We start from the raw sequence: 13,744 nt of genomic DNA on the forward strand, positions 1-13,744 counted from the left end.
CCATATAGGCCTCATTATATATTTTTGATTATATATAACCCAAATTTCTATCTTTGACCGCATATGCAGTGCGACGCAAAAGCAAGGCCGACCTTTGGGGGAAGCCGATGCTCGATATGCTGGACGGGGAAATGCTGACGCTGGCGGCGATGATGCTCGTCACCGGAGCAGCGGGCGGCGTGATCGCCGGGATGCTCGGCGTCGGCGGCGGCATCGTGATCGTCCCGGTTCTCGACCTCGTTCTGTCGTCGCTCGGGATCGATTCCGACATTCGGATGCATGTTACCGTCGCGACCTCGCTCGCGACGATCATCCCCACTGCCATCTCCTCGTCGCGCGCGCACGAAGCGAAGGGCGCGGTCGATCACGACCAGCTGAAACGCTGGGGCATTGCGATCTTTCTAGGCGCGATCGCCGGGGTCATCCTGGCCTCGCGCGCCTCGGGCGATACGCTGTCGGCGGTGTTCGGGATCGTTGCGCTGCTCGTCGCGATCAAGATGCTCTTGCCGCTTGAGGGCAAGCATATTGCCGAAGCGGTGCCGGGCGGCGCGGGCGGGCAGCTCATTCCCTTCGCGATTGGGGGCATCTCCAGCATGATGGGGATCGGCGGCGGCACGCTCAGCGTTCCGGTGATGACATTGTTCAACTTCCCGATCCACCGCGCAGTCGGCACGGCAGCACTGTTTGGCCTGCTGATCAGCGCGCCCGCGACCATTGTCTTCATCGCTACCGGTTGGAACGTCGAGGGCTTGCCGCCGGGCAGCCTCGGCTATGTCAACCTGATCGGCCTCGCGATCATAGCGCCGGTTTCGTACCTGACGGCACCGCTCGGCGCACGGATCGCCCATGCGCTGTCGAAGCGGCAGTTGAGCCTGATGTTCGGCCTGTTCCTGACCGTCGTCGCGGTGCGGATGCTGCTCAGGGCGTTCGGGTGAGATGCGATGCCCAGGCTCCGGAAAAACCCGCCCTATAAGAAAATCGGCCCGCTCTATGCGCAACGCATATTGGATCGCCGCGCCGCGCTCGCGCAGATCGGGGGCGCCATCGCGCTCGGCTGCGCATCGCCGGCGTTCGCCCATTCCACTGGAAAGAAAGATCGACGCATGACCCGGTTTGCCCTTGCCACTCGCGCCACGGCCGAAGGACCGCGCCCCACGATCCAGGTCGGTGACGCCTTTCACGATCTCGTCGATGCCGCGGCGGCGCACGGCTATTCTGCCGTTGCGGGGGACGTCACCACGATCATCCGCGACTGGGACGCGCGCCGTGACGGCTTGTTCGCGCTCGCCAGCGCGGTGGGCGGTTCCTCGGCGGCGCTCGGCGCGCCGAAGCTTGTCGCGCCGTTCGAGCCGCGCCGTATCTTCGCCGCCGCGTCGAATTTCATCGAACATGCCGAGGAAATGCAGACCAAGCTCGCCGCGAAGGCCGAGAGCGAGCCCTATATCTTCCTGAAGACGATCGAGAGTGTTGTCGGGCCGGGCGATACGGTCGTGGTGCCGCCGCAGGTCTCGCGTCCCGACTGGGAGGTCGAGCTGGGTGTCGTGCTCGGCAAGCCGGGCAAGAATGTCGCCGTGGATGCCGCCCACGATCTGATTGCCGGCTATACGATCGTCAACGACGTGTCGGCGCGCGACCGCACCCGGCGGACCGACTTTCCCTTCTCGCACGACTGGTTCCGCGGCAAGAGCTTCGACAGCTTCACGCCCTTGGGCCCGGTGTTTGTGCCGCGCGACTGCCTCGGCGATCCGCACGACATCCGCCTTGGCCTCAAGGTCAATGGCGAGGCGATGCAGGACGGCAACACGTCCGAGATGATCTTCAACATCTACGAACAGATCGCCTATCTCTCGACGATCCTCGAACTTCGTGCCGGCGACCTGATCGCGTCGGGGACCCCCGCCGGGGTCGGTATGGGGCGGGGCGTCTTCCTGAAGGATGGCGACGTCATGGATGCGTGGGTCGAGGGGATCGGCGAGCTGCGCAACCCCGTCGCCGCGCCGCACCTGCCGAGGGGGTGAGCGAGATGGTCGCCTTCCATCGCCGATCGCTGATCGTCCCGCTGCTCGTCGTCGCGGCGGTCGCCGCGCTGACCCTATGGAGCGCCTTCGGTGGCAGCGCGCCGCGCGCCGTACAGTCCGAAAGCGCGCGCAGCATACGCTTCAACATGGCCTGGCTTCCGCAGGGCAGCATGGCGGGCATCTTCGTCGCGATCGACAAGGGCTATTTCGCCGAAGCGGGGATCAACGTCGAACCGGCGCGCGGTTTTGGCGGGATGCGTACCGCGAACGAGCTCGACCAGGGCATGTTCGAATTCGCCTATATCGACCCGCTGTCGGTCGCGCTCAATCGTTCGAAGGGCGGCAAGGTACGGATGATCGGCGGTATCAACATGCGGCTTCCCGCCGGCGCCTGCTTCGTCAAGGAACGCCACCGGATCGAAAGGCCGGCCGACCTTGCGGGGCTGCGTTTCGGTGCGGGGCAAAGCTCGATGATCCAGGCGCTGCTCCCAGCTTGGCTCACGGCTAATGGCGTCGATCCCGCGCGCGTCGAACGGATCCAGCTGGACCCCGCGATCGTCGTCTCGTCGCTCGTCGAGGGACGGATCGACGCCGCCGAATGCTGGCTCGGCAATTCGCTTGCGCTGTTCGACAAGGCGGCGAAGGCGAAGGGCGTGACGATCGGGCGCATCGGCTACGCCGACTACGGGCTCGACGTCTACGGCAGCGGCTTCGCGACCCGCGATGCGCTGATCGAGAAGGAGCCCGAGATGGTGCGCGCCTTTCTGAAGGCCGCCTATCGCGGCTATGCCGACGCGGCGCGCGACCCGAAGGCGGCGCTCGCGATCATCCGCAAATATTATCCGCTGCTCGACGAGGCCGTGACCGAACGCCAGATCCGCGAGACCACGGCGCTGATGGCGGCCGAGGGCGGATCGCATCGCCTGAAGCCCGAAAAGGTCGAGCGTACCGTCACCTATCTGCAGGCGAGCGGCCAGCTTCAGGGCTTCGATCAGGCGCCGCAGCTCTTCACCAACGCCTTCGTTCCGATGGGAAACCAGCCATGACCGATCCCGCCTCCTATCGTCCGCGTCCGACGCGGCTCGGGCATCTCGTCCTCAAGGTCCGCGATATCGATCGCAGCCTCGCCTTCTATACCGAGGTCGTGGGTCTCGAAGTCTCCGACTGGATCGACCACATCATGGTCTTCCTGCGCGCGGGCGAGGACCATCATGATCTCGCGCTGCTCCAGCTGCCGCTCGGGCATTCCGATATCCCAGAGGGGCATTATCCGGCGGTCGAACATTTCTCCTACCGCCTCGAAACGCTGGAGGAGATGGAGCAGGTCGCCGACATGCTCGTCGCGCGCGGGATCATAATCGACCGCGGCATCGGCAAGCATGGACCCGGCGCGAACAGCTTCCTCGTCTTCCGCGACCCCGACGGCAACAATGTCGAATTCTACACCGACATGACGCAGATCACCGCCGACAGCCCCTATGAGCCGTCGGTGTGGGACGGGAAGGATCTCGAAACCTTCGACCGCTGGCATCTCGATCGCTTCCTCGTGCCGCCACCGGCGCGCATCCAGGCGCTGCTGGACGCGGCCGAAAAGAGGGAGGGCGACGCGTGAGCAGATGGTTGAATCGCGATACGGCGACCAGCGCGGGGTTTTTCCTGGCTCTCGGGCTGGCATGGGAATATGGCGTTCGCTGGTCGGGCGTCCAATCCTATCTGCTGCCGCCGCCGAGCGCGATCCTCGGCGAGCTTTGGGCATCGCGCGGCGCGATCCTGTCGCAGAGCCTCGTCACGCTGACCGAAGTTTTCTGGGGCTTCCTCATCGCGGTGGCGCTCGGCGTGCCGATTGCGACGCTGATCCATTTCTCGCGCACCGCGAAGCGCACGGTCTATCCGCTGTTCGTCGCGCTCCAGAGCATTCCGAAGATCGGGCTCGCGCCACTGATCGTGGTATGGTTCGGCTATGGCCTTACCTCGAAATTGATCATGGCGTTTCTCTTCGCCTTCTTCCCGATCATCATTTCGACGCTGGGCGGGCTGGCGAGCACGCCTGCGCATCTTGATGAGCATTTCCGCGCGCTCCGCGCCAGCCCGATGCAGAGCTTCTGGCGCCTCCGTGTTCCCGCCGCGCTGCCAAGCTTCCTCGACGGCTGCAAGGTCGCGATGCCGCTCGCGGTGATCGGCGCGGTCGTCGGCGAATTCGTCGGGTCGAACGACGGGCTCGGCAACCTGATCCTGACCGCATCGGGGTCGGGGCATACGACCTTGACCTTCGCGGCGCTGATCGCGGTGACCGTTCTGTCGCTTCTTCTCTTCTACGGCGTCGCCTATTGGGAACGCTTCATCTGGTGGCGCGCAGCATGAAATCGGTGATCTCTCTCTCCGGCGCGGGCAAGCTGTTCGGCGGCCGCCAGGTATTGAAAGACGTTAGTGCCGAGATCGGCGCTGCCGAATTCGTCTCGATCCTCGGCCCCTCGGGCTGCGGCAAGAGCACGCTGCTGCGCCTGATCGCGGGGCTGGTCCCCTTCGAGCAAGGTCATATCCGCTTCGGCGGGGCCGACGTGACTACGCCCTCGGCCGAAATGGGGTTCGTTTTCCAGACGTCGAATCTGCTGCCCTGGCTCACCGTTCGCGACAATCTGCTGCTCGGCGTCGATCTCGACCGGCAGGCGCAACGTCCCGACGAAGCGGCGATCGCTGCGCTCGTCGAGACGCTGGGTCTCACCGGCTTCGAAGCGAGCTATCCAAGCGAACTCTCGGGCGGGATGCGTCACCGTGTCGCGATCGGGCAGGCGCTCGCCCGCGACCCGCAGGTTTTGCTGATGGACGAGCCCTTCGGGGCACTCGACGCGCTGACCCGCGACCGGCTCAACATGGAACTGCTCCGCATCTGGCAGCGCGACCGCAAGACGGTGCTGCTCGTCACCCACAGCATTTCGGAGGCGGTGCTGCTCTCCGACCGCGTGCTCGTGATGTCGGAGCGGCCCGGGACGATTATCGAAGATGTCCGCATCGACCTGCCGCGCCCGCGCGATCCCAGCGCCACGCGCGAGGATCCGGCGTTCGGCGACTATGTCGTGCGGCTCAGCAAATTGATGGGGGTAGCGTGATGGAAAGCGGTGTGCTGGCGACGGCGGGCGCCGAAATCTACTGGCAGGCGCATGGGGCCGGCCCGGCGGTCGTGCTCGCGCACGGGATCGGCGGCAATCATGCGATCTGGTATCGCCAGATCGATGCCCTGTCGCGGTCGAACCGGGTCATCACCTTCGACCATCGCGGCTTCGGGCTGTCGCGTGATCTCGACGGACGCGGGCGCGATGCCTTTGTCGACGATCTGACCGCGCTGCTCGATCATCTCGGCGTGGAGAAGGCGGCGCTCGTCGGCCAGTCGATGGGTGCGGGCACCTGCATCGGCATCGCGCACCGCGCGCCCGGCCGCGTCGCCGCGCTCGCGATCTGCGACAGCCTTCACGGCATTGCCGAAAGCGCGCAGGTCAAGGCGATCATGGGCGCGGCGCGTGCGAAGACCGCGCCGCTCGGTCAGATAGAACGCGTGCTCGGGGCGGGGGCGCCACCCGAGCTGGCGGTGCTCTATCGCCAGATCGCGAGCTTCAACGCCGTCGACCGGCACAGCCTGACCGGCAGCTTCGATGCGCGTCCTGCCGCCGAGCTCAGCGGCAAGGGCTTCCCGATCCTCTTCCTTGCGGGCGTCGACGACATCCTTTTCCCGATCGAGGCGGTGCGACTCGCGCAGGCCGAAGTGCCTGGTTCCTTCCTCGTCGAGGTCAATGACGCGGGTCATTCGGCTTTCCTCGAAGCGCCGATGCAGTTCAACGACACCATATTGTCGCTGCTCCAGATGGCCGGCCATATCGGCACGGCAGGCGCTGCGCATAGCAATGCCGCGGGCTATGTTCCGGTCGGGGGTGCGGCATGACCGGCGCCGCCTATCCCGTCGCTGCCTACCCCTTCTCTGAGCGCCCGGTGCTGAACTATGTCGATGGCGCCTTCGTCGAGGGCGACGGCTGGTTCGACAATGTGAACCCTGTCGATGGCAGCGTCGCGGCCCGCGTATCGCTCGCGAGCCGCGACCTCGTGGACCGCGCCGTCGCCGCCGGGCGCGCGGCGCTCAAGGGGCCGTGGGGCAGAATGTCGCAGGCCGAGCGCTGCAAGCTGCTCGTCCGCGTTGCCGAGGGGATCGAGGCGCGCTTCGACGAATTCGCCGCTGCCGAGATCGCCGACACCGGCAAGTCGCTGCATCAGGCGCGCACGATCGACATTCCGCGCGGCGCCGCCAATTTCCGAGCCTTCGCCGCGATCGCCGAGGCGCGCGCGATGCCGAGCTTTCGCACCGACCTTCCCGATGGACGCAGCGCGATCAACTATGCGATCGCGCGGCCGCTGGGCGTGGTCGCGATCGTTTCGCCCTGGAACCTGCCGCTGCTCCTTATGACATGGAAGGTCGCGCCCGCTCTCGCGTGCGGCAATGTCGTCGTGGTGAAGCCGAGCGAGGAAACGCCCTCGACCGCGACCCTGCTCGCCGAGGTGATGGATGCGGCGGGCGTGCCGCCGGGGGTCTTCAACCTCGTTCACGGTTTTGGTGCAGGGTCGACGGGGGAATGGCTGACCGCGAATCCCGATATCGACGCGATCACCTTCACCGGTGAGTCCGCCACCGGCGGTGCGATCATGCGCGTCGCGGCTGCGGGCGTGAAACCCGTGTCGTTCGAACTCGGGGGCAAGAATGCCGCGCTCGTCTTCGCCGACTGCGATTTCGACGAGGCGGTCGCGGGGACGGTGCGCTCGGTCTTCTCGAACTGCGGGCAAGTGTGCCTCTGCACCGAGCGCGTCTATGTCGAGCGGCCGATCTTCGACCGCTTCGTCGACGCGCTCGCCGAACGCGCGAAGGCGCTCACCGTCGGCGATCCCTGGTCGGGCGCCGACATGGGGCCGCTGATCTCGCACGGGCATCGCGAGAAGGTGCTCGGCTATTATGCGCTCGCGCGTCAGGAAGGAGCGACGATTGTTGCGGGCGGCGGGATCCCCGCGTTGCCCGGCGCGCTCGCAGGCGGGGCGTTCGTCGAACCGACGATCCTGACCGGGCTCGGGCCCGATGCGCGCTGCGTGCGCGAGGAGATTTTCGGTCCCGTCTGCCACATCGCACCCTTCGACCGCGAGGACGAGGCGATCGAGCTCGCCAACGACACCGACTATGGTCTCGCCGCGGCGATCTGGACGCGCGACGTCGGGCGCGCGCACCGCGTCGCGGCGCAGATGGAAACGGGGATCGTCTGGGTCAACGAATGGTTCCTGCGCGACCTCCGCACACCCTTCGGCGGGATGAAGCTCTCGGGCATCGGGCGCGAAGGCGGCGAACATTCGCTGGGCTTCTATTCGGAGCCGACCAATATCTGCGTAAAACTGTAAGAGGAAAGTATGGCAGACATTGCCGCAATCGCTGCAAGGCTCGACGATGCCGCAAGGCAGGCGAGGGCGATCCCGCAAATCACGGGCGAGGGGGGCGAATTGCCGCTCGCCGAGGCCTATGCCATCCAGCGCGCCGCGATCGATCATCGCCTCGCGCGCGGCGCGACGCTGGTTGGCGTCAAGATGGGCTTCACCAGCGAAGCCAAGATGGCGCAGATGGGGCTCAAGGACCAGATATGGGGCCGGCTGACCTCCGACATGGTCGTCACCAACGGCGCGACGATCAACCGCGCACGCTTCATCCACCCGCGCGTCGAGCCCGAGGTCGCGGTGCGGCTGAAGGTGCCGCTGTCGGGCGAGGTGTCGCGCGAGGAGGCGTTCGCGGCGGTCGATGCGGTCGCTGCGGCGCTCGAGATCATCGACAGCCGCTACGAGAATTTCCGCTTCGCGCTCGGCGATGTCGTCGCCGACAATGCGTCTTCCTCGGCCTTCGTCGTCGGGCCATGGCTTTCCGCCGATACCGACGTGTCCGATGTGGCGATGGTGATGCGCGTCGATGAAGCCGTCGCCGAAACCGGCACGAGCGCGGCAATCCTCGGCGATCCGGTCCGATCGCTCATCGCCGCGGCGCGACTGGCGGATGCGGAGGGGCTGATCCTCCAGCCCGGCTGGACGGTGATGCTGGGCGGGGCGACCGCAGCAGCGGCGATCGGTTCGGCACGCACCGTGTCGCTCGACGCGGGCCACCTCGGCCGGGTAGGGTTCATCATCGAGGGGGATGCGGCATGAGCAGCGAAGGACGGGTGATTCCGGGCAAGGCGCGCCCGCGCGGGCGTTTTCCGCACTATCGCCGCGCGGGCGATTTCGTGTTCGTGTCGGGCACCAGTTCGCGCCGCCCGGACAACAGCTTCGCAGGCGCATCGGCCGACGAGTTCGGAACGGTCAGCCTCGACATCGCCGAACAGACGCGCGCGGTGATCGAGAATATCGGCGCGATCCTCGCCGACGCGGGCGGCTCGCTTGCCGATGTCGTCGACGTGACCAGCTTCCTCGTCAACATGAACGATTTCGGCGGCTACAACGGCGTCTATGCCGAATATTTCGATGAGGCCGGCCCCGCGCGCACTACCGTCGCTGTCCATCAGCTTCCGCACCCGCATTTGCTGATCGAGATCAAGGCGACCGCCTTCATTCCGCGCCCCCCTAAAGGATGACACCATGCTGACCTATGGATTGCCCTTCAACTTCCGCGAGTGGATCGAGGCGCATCGCGACGTGCTGAAGCCGCCTGTCGGTAATACGCAAATCTGGGAGGACGCCGATTTCATCGTCACCGTCGTCGGCGGTCCCAACCAGCGCACCGACTATCACGACGATCCGCTCGAGGAGTTTTTCTACCAGATCGAAGGCGACATGAACCTGCGGCTGTGGACCGACGAGGGGCCGAAGGACATGCCGATCCGCGAGGGCGACATCTTCCTGCTGCCGCCGCATGTCCCGCACTCGCCGCAGCGCCCGGTCGCAGGGAGCGTAGGGCTCGTCATCGAGCGCAAGCGGCCCGACGGAATGGTCGACGCCTTCCAATGGTATTGCGACGATTGCGGCCACATCGTCCACCGCGTCGAGGTCCAGCTCCAGAGTATCGTGCGCGACCTGCCCCCCCTGTTCGAGGCCTTTTATGCCAGTGAGGACCTGCGGACCTGCGGGCACTGCGGAACGGTCCACCCCGGCAAACATGGCGCGCGCGCCGAGGGCTGACGACGAGGGCGAACGCCATCACTTATTCGCCTCTCTCGCTCCCCAATCGCACGAAACGGATGTCGCCGTCCCTGCGGTGCAGGACGACGCCGCGATCCGTTTTTTCGACGCATGCACTCTCCATATCGACGACGCCGATATCATTGGGGATTAGCGTCAGGCGAAGCTTCCCGCGGTCGGCGCCGGACAGCTCGAAGCGCGGTGCGGTAACGCCGTGGATCGGCTCGCTCACCTCGACCCAGCGCGGCAAGCGATGGTCGTCTTCGGGCATCGTCCAGCCATAATATTGGGTATAGCCTTCGGCGGGATCGCCGCTGTCGAACCCGATACGAAAATCGACTCCCGGAATGCCTTCGCCGTTCGGCCAGGTGACGAGGAGGGTGGGGATGGCGCCCTCGACCGCGATCGGCACCCCCTTCTCGAAGGCCGGCGGCACCGGCTTGGGTTCGGTCGTCAGACAGATGCCGTCGCCCCGCGCCTCCCAGCGTCCCTCGGCGCGTTCGTCCAGCGCGCCTGCCGCGAGCGCATATTGGAAGCGGCCGTCGCCGCGGATCAGCAGCCCGCCGCCGACGTCGGGCCCTTCTGCGATGCCATATTCGCCGACGAAGGCGTTGTCCTGTGCGATCGCTGGAGCGGCGAGAAGAGCGATGGCGAGGAGAAGCTGGCGCATGGTGCGATACTGCGCGCGGCGACGGCATCGCGCCAGCCCCTTTCCACTTGCCCCGCACCCTGCTAGGCGCCCGCGCCATGTCCAAGCATCCCGACCGCCGCACCTTTGCCATCATCTCACACCCCGACGCGGGCAAGACGACGCTGACCGAGAAACTCCTCGTCGCGGGCGGCGCGATCCATATGGCGGGTGAGGTCAAGGCGCGCGGCCAGGCGCGGCGCGCGCGCTCGGACTGGATGAAAATCGAGCAGCAGCGCGGGATTTCCGTGACCTCGTCGGTGATGACCTTCGAACATGACGGGCTCGTCTTCAACCTGCTCGATACGCCGGGGCACGAGGATTTCAGCGAGGATACCTATCGCACGCTCACCGCCGTCGACAGCGCGGTCATGGTGATCGACGCCGCAAAAGGCATCGAGCCGCAGACGCTGAAGCTGTTCGAGGTCTGCCGCCTGCGCTCGGTGCCGATCATCACCTTCGTCAACAAGGTCGACCGCGAAGGCCTGCCGCCGTTCGAATTGCTCGACGAGGTCGCTGACCGGCTCGCGCTCGACGTTTGCCCGATGAACTGGCCCGCGGGCATGGGCGGGCAGTTCGAGGGGATTTACGACCTGGTCGATCCCGCGATCATGAAGCCCGGCGGCGATGCGTCGCGCATGTATGAGGGTGATCGCGTCGGCGTCACGGGGCTCGACGATGACGCACTCGCGGCGCAGCTGAGCGCCGACGCGCTCGCGTACCTCAAGGAAGAGACCGAGCTGGCGTCGGCTTGCTATGCGCCCTTTGACCCGGCGGCGTATCGGAATGGTGATCTGACGCCGGTCTATTTCGGATCGGCGCTCAAGGAATTCGGCGTCGTCGACCTGCTCAATGCACTGGCGGCGCACGCCCCCGGACCCGGCGCGCAGCCCGCCGAGCCCGCGCCGGTACAGCCCGACGACGAGGCCGTCACCGGCTTCGTCTTCAAGGTGCAGGCGAACATGAACCCGGCGCACCGCGACCGCATCGCCTTCATGCGTCTGTGCTCGGGCAAGTTCGAGCGCGGGATGCGGCTGATGCAGGGCGGGACGGGCAAGGCGATCGCGATCAGCCGCCCGATGCTGTTCCTCGCGCAGGACCGCGAAATGGCCGAAGAGGCGTATCCCGGCGACATCATCGGCATTCCGAACCACGGTACCTTGCGCGTCGGGGATACTTTGTCGGAACGCACCGACATCACGATCACGGGCCTGCCGAACTTCGCCCCCGAAATCCTGCGCCGCGTCGCGCTCGTCGATCCGACCAAGACCAAGCAGCTTCGCAAGGCGCTCGACGATATGGCCGAGGAGGGGATCATCCAGGTCTTCTATCCCGAGATCGGGTCGAACATGATCGTCGGGGTGGTCGGCCAGCTTCAGCTCGAAGTGCTGATCAGCCGGCTCGAGGCCGAATACAAGGTCGAGGCGAAGCTGGAGGCATCGCCCTGGGACACGGCGCGCTGGATCGCGAGCGACGATCCCGCCGCGCTGAAAGCCTTCCAGGCCGACCACCGCGGCGCCAGCGCCGCCGACCGCGACGGCGCGCCGGTTTTCATGGCGAAGGATGCGTGGGAAGTCGGCTATGTGACCCAACGCCACCCGGCGATCCGTTTCACCGCGACGAAAGAGCGCGTTTTCGCCGACGCGGGTTGATCGGGTCCGCCAAGTCCGGCACCATGACGTCAAGGTCGGTCATGGCGGGGGTATCGATGCGCGGATGGATTTTGGCGCTGGCGATGGCCGCGGGCACCGCGCCGGTGGCGGCACAGGGGATCAAGCTTCCGGTCGCGCCGGGGTTCTGGACCAACGACACGGAAAAATGCACGGCCGTCCGTCACGGTTATATATTCGACGGCAAACGCTGGGGCGCCCTCTATTATTACGGTCCCAACGGCAGCATGGGGCCGGCCGCCGAACTCGAGCCGATCACGCAGGCGCGGGCTGTCGCGGGCGGTTTTACCCAGATGCAGTTCGGCGGCTATGACGGCGCGGGCTATTTCCGCATCAAGCTGCTTGGCCCCGGCCGCGCGCTCTATCGCGTCGGGGCGCCGTTTCAGGACGAGATACAGGAATCGGACGAGACGCTGATCCGCTGCGATTTCAGGACGCTGTCGCCAAAGATGCAGGCGGCGATCCGGCGTTTTGCGCCCGCACTGGTGGCGAGTCCGGCGGCCCGGCCATAAGCAACGCGGCGATCGACGCGGCGATCTGCTGGCCGGTGTCGAGCTCGTAATAGGAAAAGGCCGGGCTCGGATTGACCTCGAAGCAATAATAGCGCCCGTCGGGCGCGCGGCGCAGGTCGATGCCCGACAGCGACAGGCCCATGGCTGCGGTCATCGCGACGCAGCGTTCGGCGATCTCGTCGGGAAGCGTGATCGCCGAAAGGTCGGTGCGGCCGCCGCGCTGCGATGCATAACGATAGTCGACGCCGTCGCTCGCGATCTCGGTCGCGTGCACATCCTCGCCGACGACATGGACGCGAATATCGGTTCCCGCGACGCGCTGCTGGAACTGCACCGGGCACCAGCGAATGCGTTCAAGCCGGTCGCGGTCGGTGACGTCGAGCTCGGCGACGATCGACCGTACCCCGCTGATCGATTTGTAGATGAGCGGGCCGTGGTCGGCGTGGAAGGCGCGCACCGCATCGGGATCGTTGCTGATCAGCGTTTCGGGAATGTCGAAGCCGTGGCGGCGCACGATCTGCCCCTGAAAGGGCTTCGACATGTTCGATCCCTGCGGGTCAGACCTGTTGACGATCCGCGCCGGCGCAACCTCGAACCAGCGGTAGAGCGCGTCGTGGAGCGCGCGCGCGCGGCGGCGCGGCGGGGCATCGGGGGCGAGCGGCTTGACCTCCGGCAACCGGTTATCGTCCATCATCCGATGATAGACGGCGGCGATGTCGCCGAGCGCGATGCGGTCGCTGCCCAGGGTCAGCCTGCCGTCCAGACCGCCGTCGTCGATGTGAAAGGCGAAATCGCAGACGGCGACCTCGCGCTGGTTGAACAGGCGGTAGTCGGCGCCGCGCGCGTCGAGTGCCTCGCGGACGAGGCGGAGCGGCGTTTCGCTGGGGATGCCGGCGAGCAGGATCATGACGCGAAGGCCGCGTCGATGGCGTCGACCATCGGTTCGCCGCCCGCGGCGAGATCGGGGAGCAGGTTGGCGCCGACGAAGCGCCAACCTTCCGGAATGGCGTCGTCGGGGATCAGGCGCACGCCGAGCAGGCCGACGCCCGCCGCGCGCGCGAGCGCGATGCAGCCATGCTCGACCGCCGCAATCAGATCGATCGTGGCGGGCCAGCCCGGTCGCACCAGCCGGCCGCCGACCGCCACCACGCAAATCTCGCCGGGTTGCTCGGCGATCGTCCAGTCGCGTTCGGGCTCGCCCGCGCTGTCCTGCCGCCACGCCACCACGGGCAGTCCGGCCGCCTGCGCGAGCATCGTCCAGGCCGACGGATGGCGCCAGTTGCCTGCGAGCCCCTGCGGCGTCGGCGGATTGAGGATGGGGGTGGGGAGTGCCGCCATCCAGCTCAGGAACAGCGCATAAAGCTCGCTGCGCGCATAATCCTCGTCTTCGCCGCAGATGCGCGCGAGCAGCGCGAGGGGAAGATAGTGGAGGCGGTTGACCACGCCGCCGCAATCGTCCGGCGACAGGGTTTGCCCGTTCGAATGGGTGAGGATGAAATCGACGCCGCCCGCGCCGAGCCGGTGATGCCAGCGCAGCGTTTCAGCACCGAGCGTCGCGGCGGTCAGCGCGCGGACCGCGCGGCCGCGGGCGCGGAGCCTGTCCGCGAGCCATGCCGCGGACAGGTCATACTCTTCATACAGGATGAGCAGGGGCTTCATTGCCGGTGCCTCCGC

Annotated in this window: 16 protein-coding genes; 13 read left to right on the top strand and 3 right to left on the bottom strand. The window is 66.5% G+C overall.

Translation table 11 applies throughout. From position 1 onward, the window contains the following. The first annotated feature begins 107 nt into the window (after positions 1 to 107). The 11 genes from QOL68_RS16245 to QOL68_RS16295 all read left to right on the top strand — a co-directional run bounded on the left by QOL68_RS16245 (position 108) and on the right by QOL68_RS16295 (position 9,200). Positions 108 to 935 (top strand): sulfite exporter TauE/SafE family protein, encoded by an 828-nt coding sequence (locus QOL68_RS16245; RefSeq protein ID WP_282950102.1) that lies wholly within the window; start codon positions 108 to 110, stop codon positions 933 to 935. Between the two features lie 168 nt (positions 936 to 1,103). Then, positions 1,104 to 2,018: a fumarylacetoacetate hydrolase family protein gene (locus QOL68_RS16250; RefSeq protein WP_282950103.1), complete on the top strand. Its 915-nt coding sequence runs from the start codon at positions 1,104 to 1,106 to the stop codon at positions 2,016 to 2,018. A 5-nt stretch (positions 2,019 to 2,023) separates the two neighbouring features. Next, positions 2,024 to 3,064 carry an ABC transporter substrate-binding protein gene (locus QOL68_RS16255; protein WP_282950104.1) on the top strand — a complete coding sequence of 347 codons (1,041 nt, stop codon included), beginning with the start codon at positions 2,024 to 2,026 and terminating at the stop codon, positions 3,062 to 3,064. Continuing rightward, positions 3,061 to 3,630: a VOC family protein gene (locus QOL68_RS16260; RefSeq protein WP_282950105.1), complete on the top strand. Its 570-nt coding sequence runs from the start codon at positions 3,061 to 3,063 to the stop codon at positions 3,628 to 3,630. The genes QOL68_RS16255 and QOL68_RS16260 overlap by 4 nt, the downstream gene beginning before the upstream one ends. Further along, entirely contained in the window at positions 3,627 to 4,379 is a 753-nt protein-coding gene (locus QOL68_RS16265) for an ABC transporter permease (protein WP_282950106.1), read from the top strand. Before QOL68_RS16260 ends, QOL68_RS16265 begins: the two co-directional genes overlap by 4 nt. Next, a complete protein-coding gene (locus tag QOL68_RS16270; RefSeq protein WP_282950107.1) occupies positions 4,376 to 5,125 on the top strand; it encodes an ABC transporter ATP-binding protein in 750 nt (249 codons plus the stop codon). The genes QOL68_RS16265 and QOL68_RS16270 overlap by 4 nt, the downstream gene beginning before the upstream one ends. Continuing rightward, a complete protein-coding gene (locus tag QOL68_RS16275; RefSeq protein ID WP_282950108.1) occupies positions 5,125 to 5,952 on the top strand; it encodes an alpha/beta fold hydrolase in 828 nt (275 codons plus the stop codon). Before QOL68_RS16270 ends, QOL68_RS16275 begins: the two co-directional genes overlap by 1 nt. Further along, positions 5,949 to 7,442, top strand: coding sequence for a 2-hydroxymuconic semialdehyde dehydrogenase (locus QOL68_RS16280; RefSeq protein ID WP_282950109.1), 1,494 nt, complete (start codon positions 5,949 to 5,951; stop codon positions 7,440 to 7,442). Before QOL68_RS16275 ends, QOL68_RS16280 begins: the two co-directional genes overlap by 4 nt. A gap of 9 nt (positions 7,443 to 7,451) precedes the next feature. Beyond that, complete coding sequence (locus tag QOL68_RS16285; RefSeq protein ID WP_282950110.1) at positions 7,452 to 8,231, top strand: 2-keto-4-pentenoate hydratase; 780 nt, start codon at positions 7,452 to 7,454, stop codon at positions 8,229 to 8,231. Next, complete coding sequence (locus QOL68_RS16290) at positions 8,228 to 8,656, top strand: RidA family protein (RefSeq protein ID WP_058454800.1); 429 nt, start codon at positions 8,228 to 8,230, stop codon at positions 8,654 to 8,656. Before QOL68_RS16285 ends, QOL68_RS16290 begins: the two co-directional genes overlap by 4 nt. A 4-nt stretch (positions 8,657 to 8,660) precedes the next feature. Then, positions 8,661 to 9,200: a 3-hydroxyanthranilate 3,4-dioxygenase gene (locus QOL68_RS16295; RefSeq protein ID WP_058454799.1), complete on the top strand. Its 540-nt coding sequence runs from the start codon at positions 8,661 to 8,663 to the stop codon at positions 9,198 to 9,200. Between the two features lie 22 nt (positions 9,201 to 9,222). On the opposite strand, the gene QOL68_RS16300 is transcribed toward QOL68_RS16295, so the two are convergent. Further along, complete coding sequence (locus QOL68_RS16300; RefSeq protein ID WP_058454798.1) at positions 9,223 to 9,870, bottom strand: hypothetical protein; 648 nt, start codon at positions 9,868 to 9,870, stop codon at positions 9,223 to 9,225. 77 nt (positions 9,871 to 9,947) lie between these two features. On the opposite strand from QOL68_RS16300, the gene QOL68_RS16305 reads away from it, so the two are divergent. Continuing rightward, entirely contained in the window at positions 9,948 to 11,540 is a 1,593-nt protein-coding gene (locus QOL68_RS16305) for a peptide chain release factor 3 (protein WP_058454797.1), read from the top strand. A 23-nt stretch (positions 11,541 to 11,563) separates the two neighbouring features. After that, positions 11,564 to 12,070, top strand: coding sequence for a hypothetical protein (locus tag QOL68_RS16310; protein ID WP_156416488.1), 507 nt, complete (start codon positions 11,564 to 11,566; stop codon positions 12,068 to 12,070). Here QOL68_RS16310 and QOL68_RS16315 read toward each other — a convergent pair. Both QOL68_RS16315 and QOL68_RS16320 read right to left on the bottom strand, forming a co-directional pair. Next, a complete protein-coding gene (locus tag QOL68_RS16315) occupies positions 11,988 to 12,977 on the bottom strand; it encodes an ATP-grasp domain-containing protein (protein ID WP_058454795.1) in 990 nt (329 codons plus the stop codon). The two genes, QOL68_RS16310 and QOL68_RS16315, sit on opposite strands and share 83 nt — an antisense overlap. After that, positions 12,974 to 13,729 carry a hypothetical protein gene (locus QOL68_RS16320; RefSeq protein ID WP_282950111.1) on the bottom strand — a complete coding sequence of 252 codons (756 nt, stop codon included), beginning with the start codon at positions 13,727 to 13,729 and terminating at the stop codon, positions 12,974 to 12,976. The genes QOL68_RS16315 and QOL68_RS16320 overlap by 4 nt, the downstream gene beginning before the upstream one ends. Positions 13,730 to 13,744: the final 15 nt, after the last annotated feature.

This window comes from Sphingopyxis sp. Geo25, from assembly GCF_949769135.1.
Classification (GTDB): domain Bacteria; phylum Pseudomonadota; class Alphaproteobacteria; order Sphingomonadales; family Sphingomonadaceae; genus Sphingopyxis.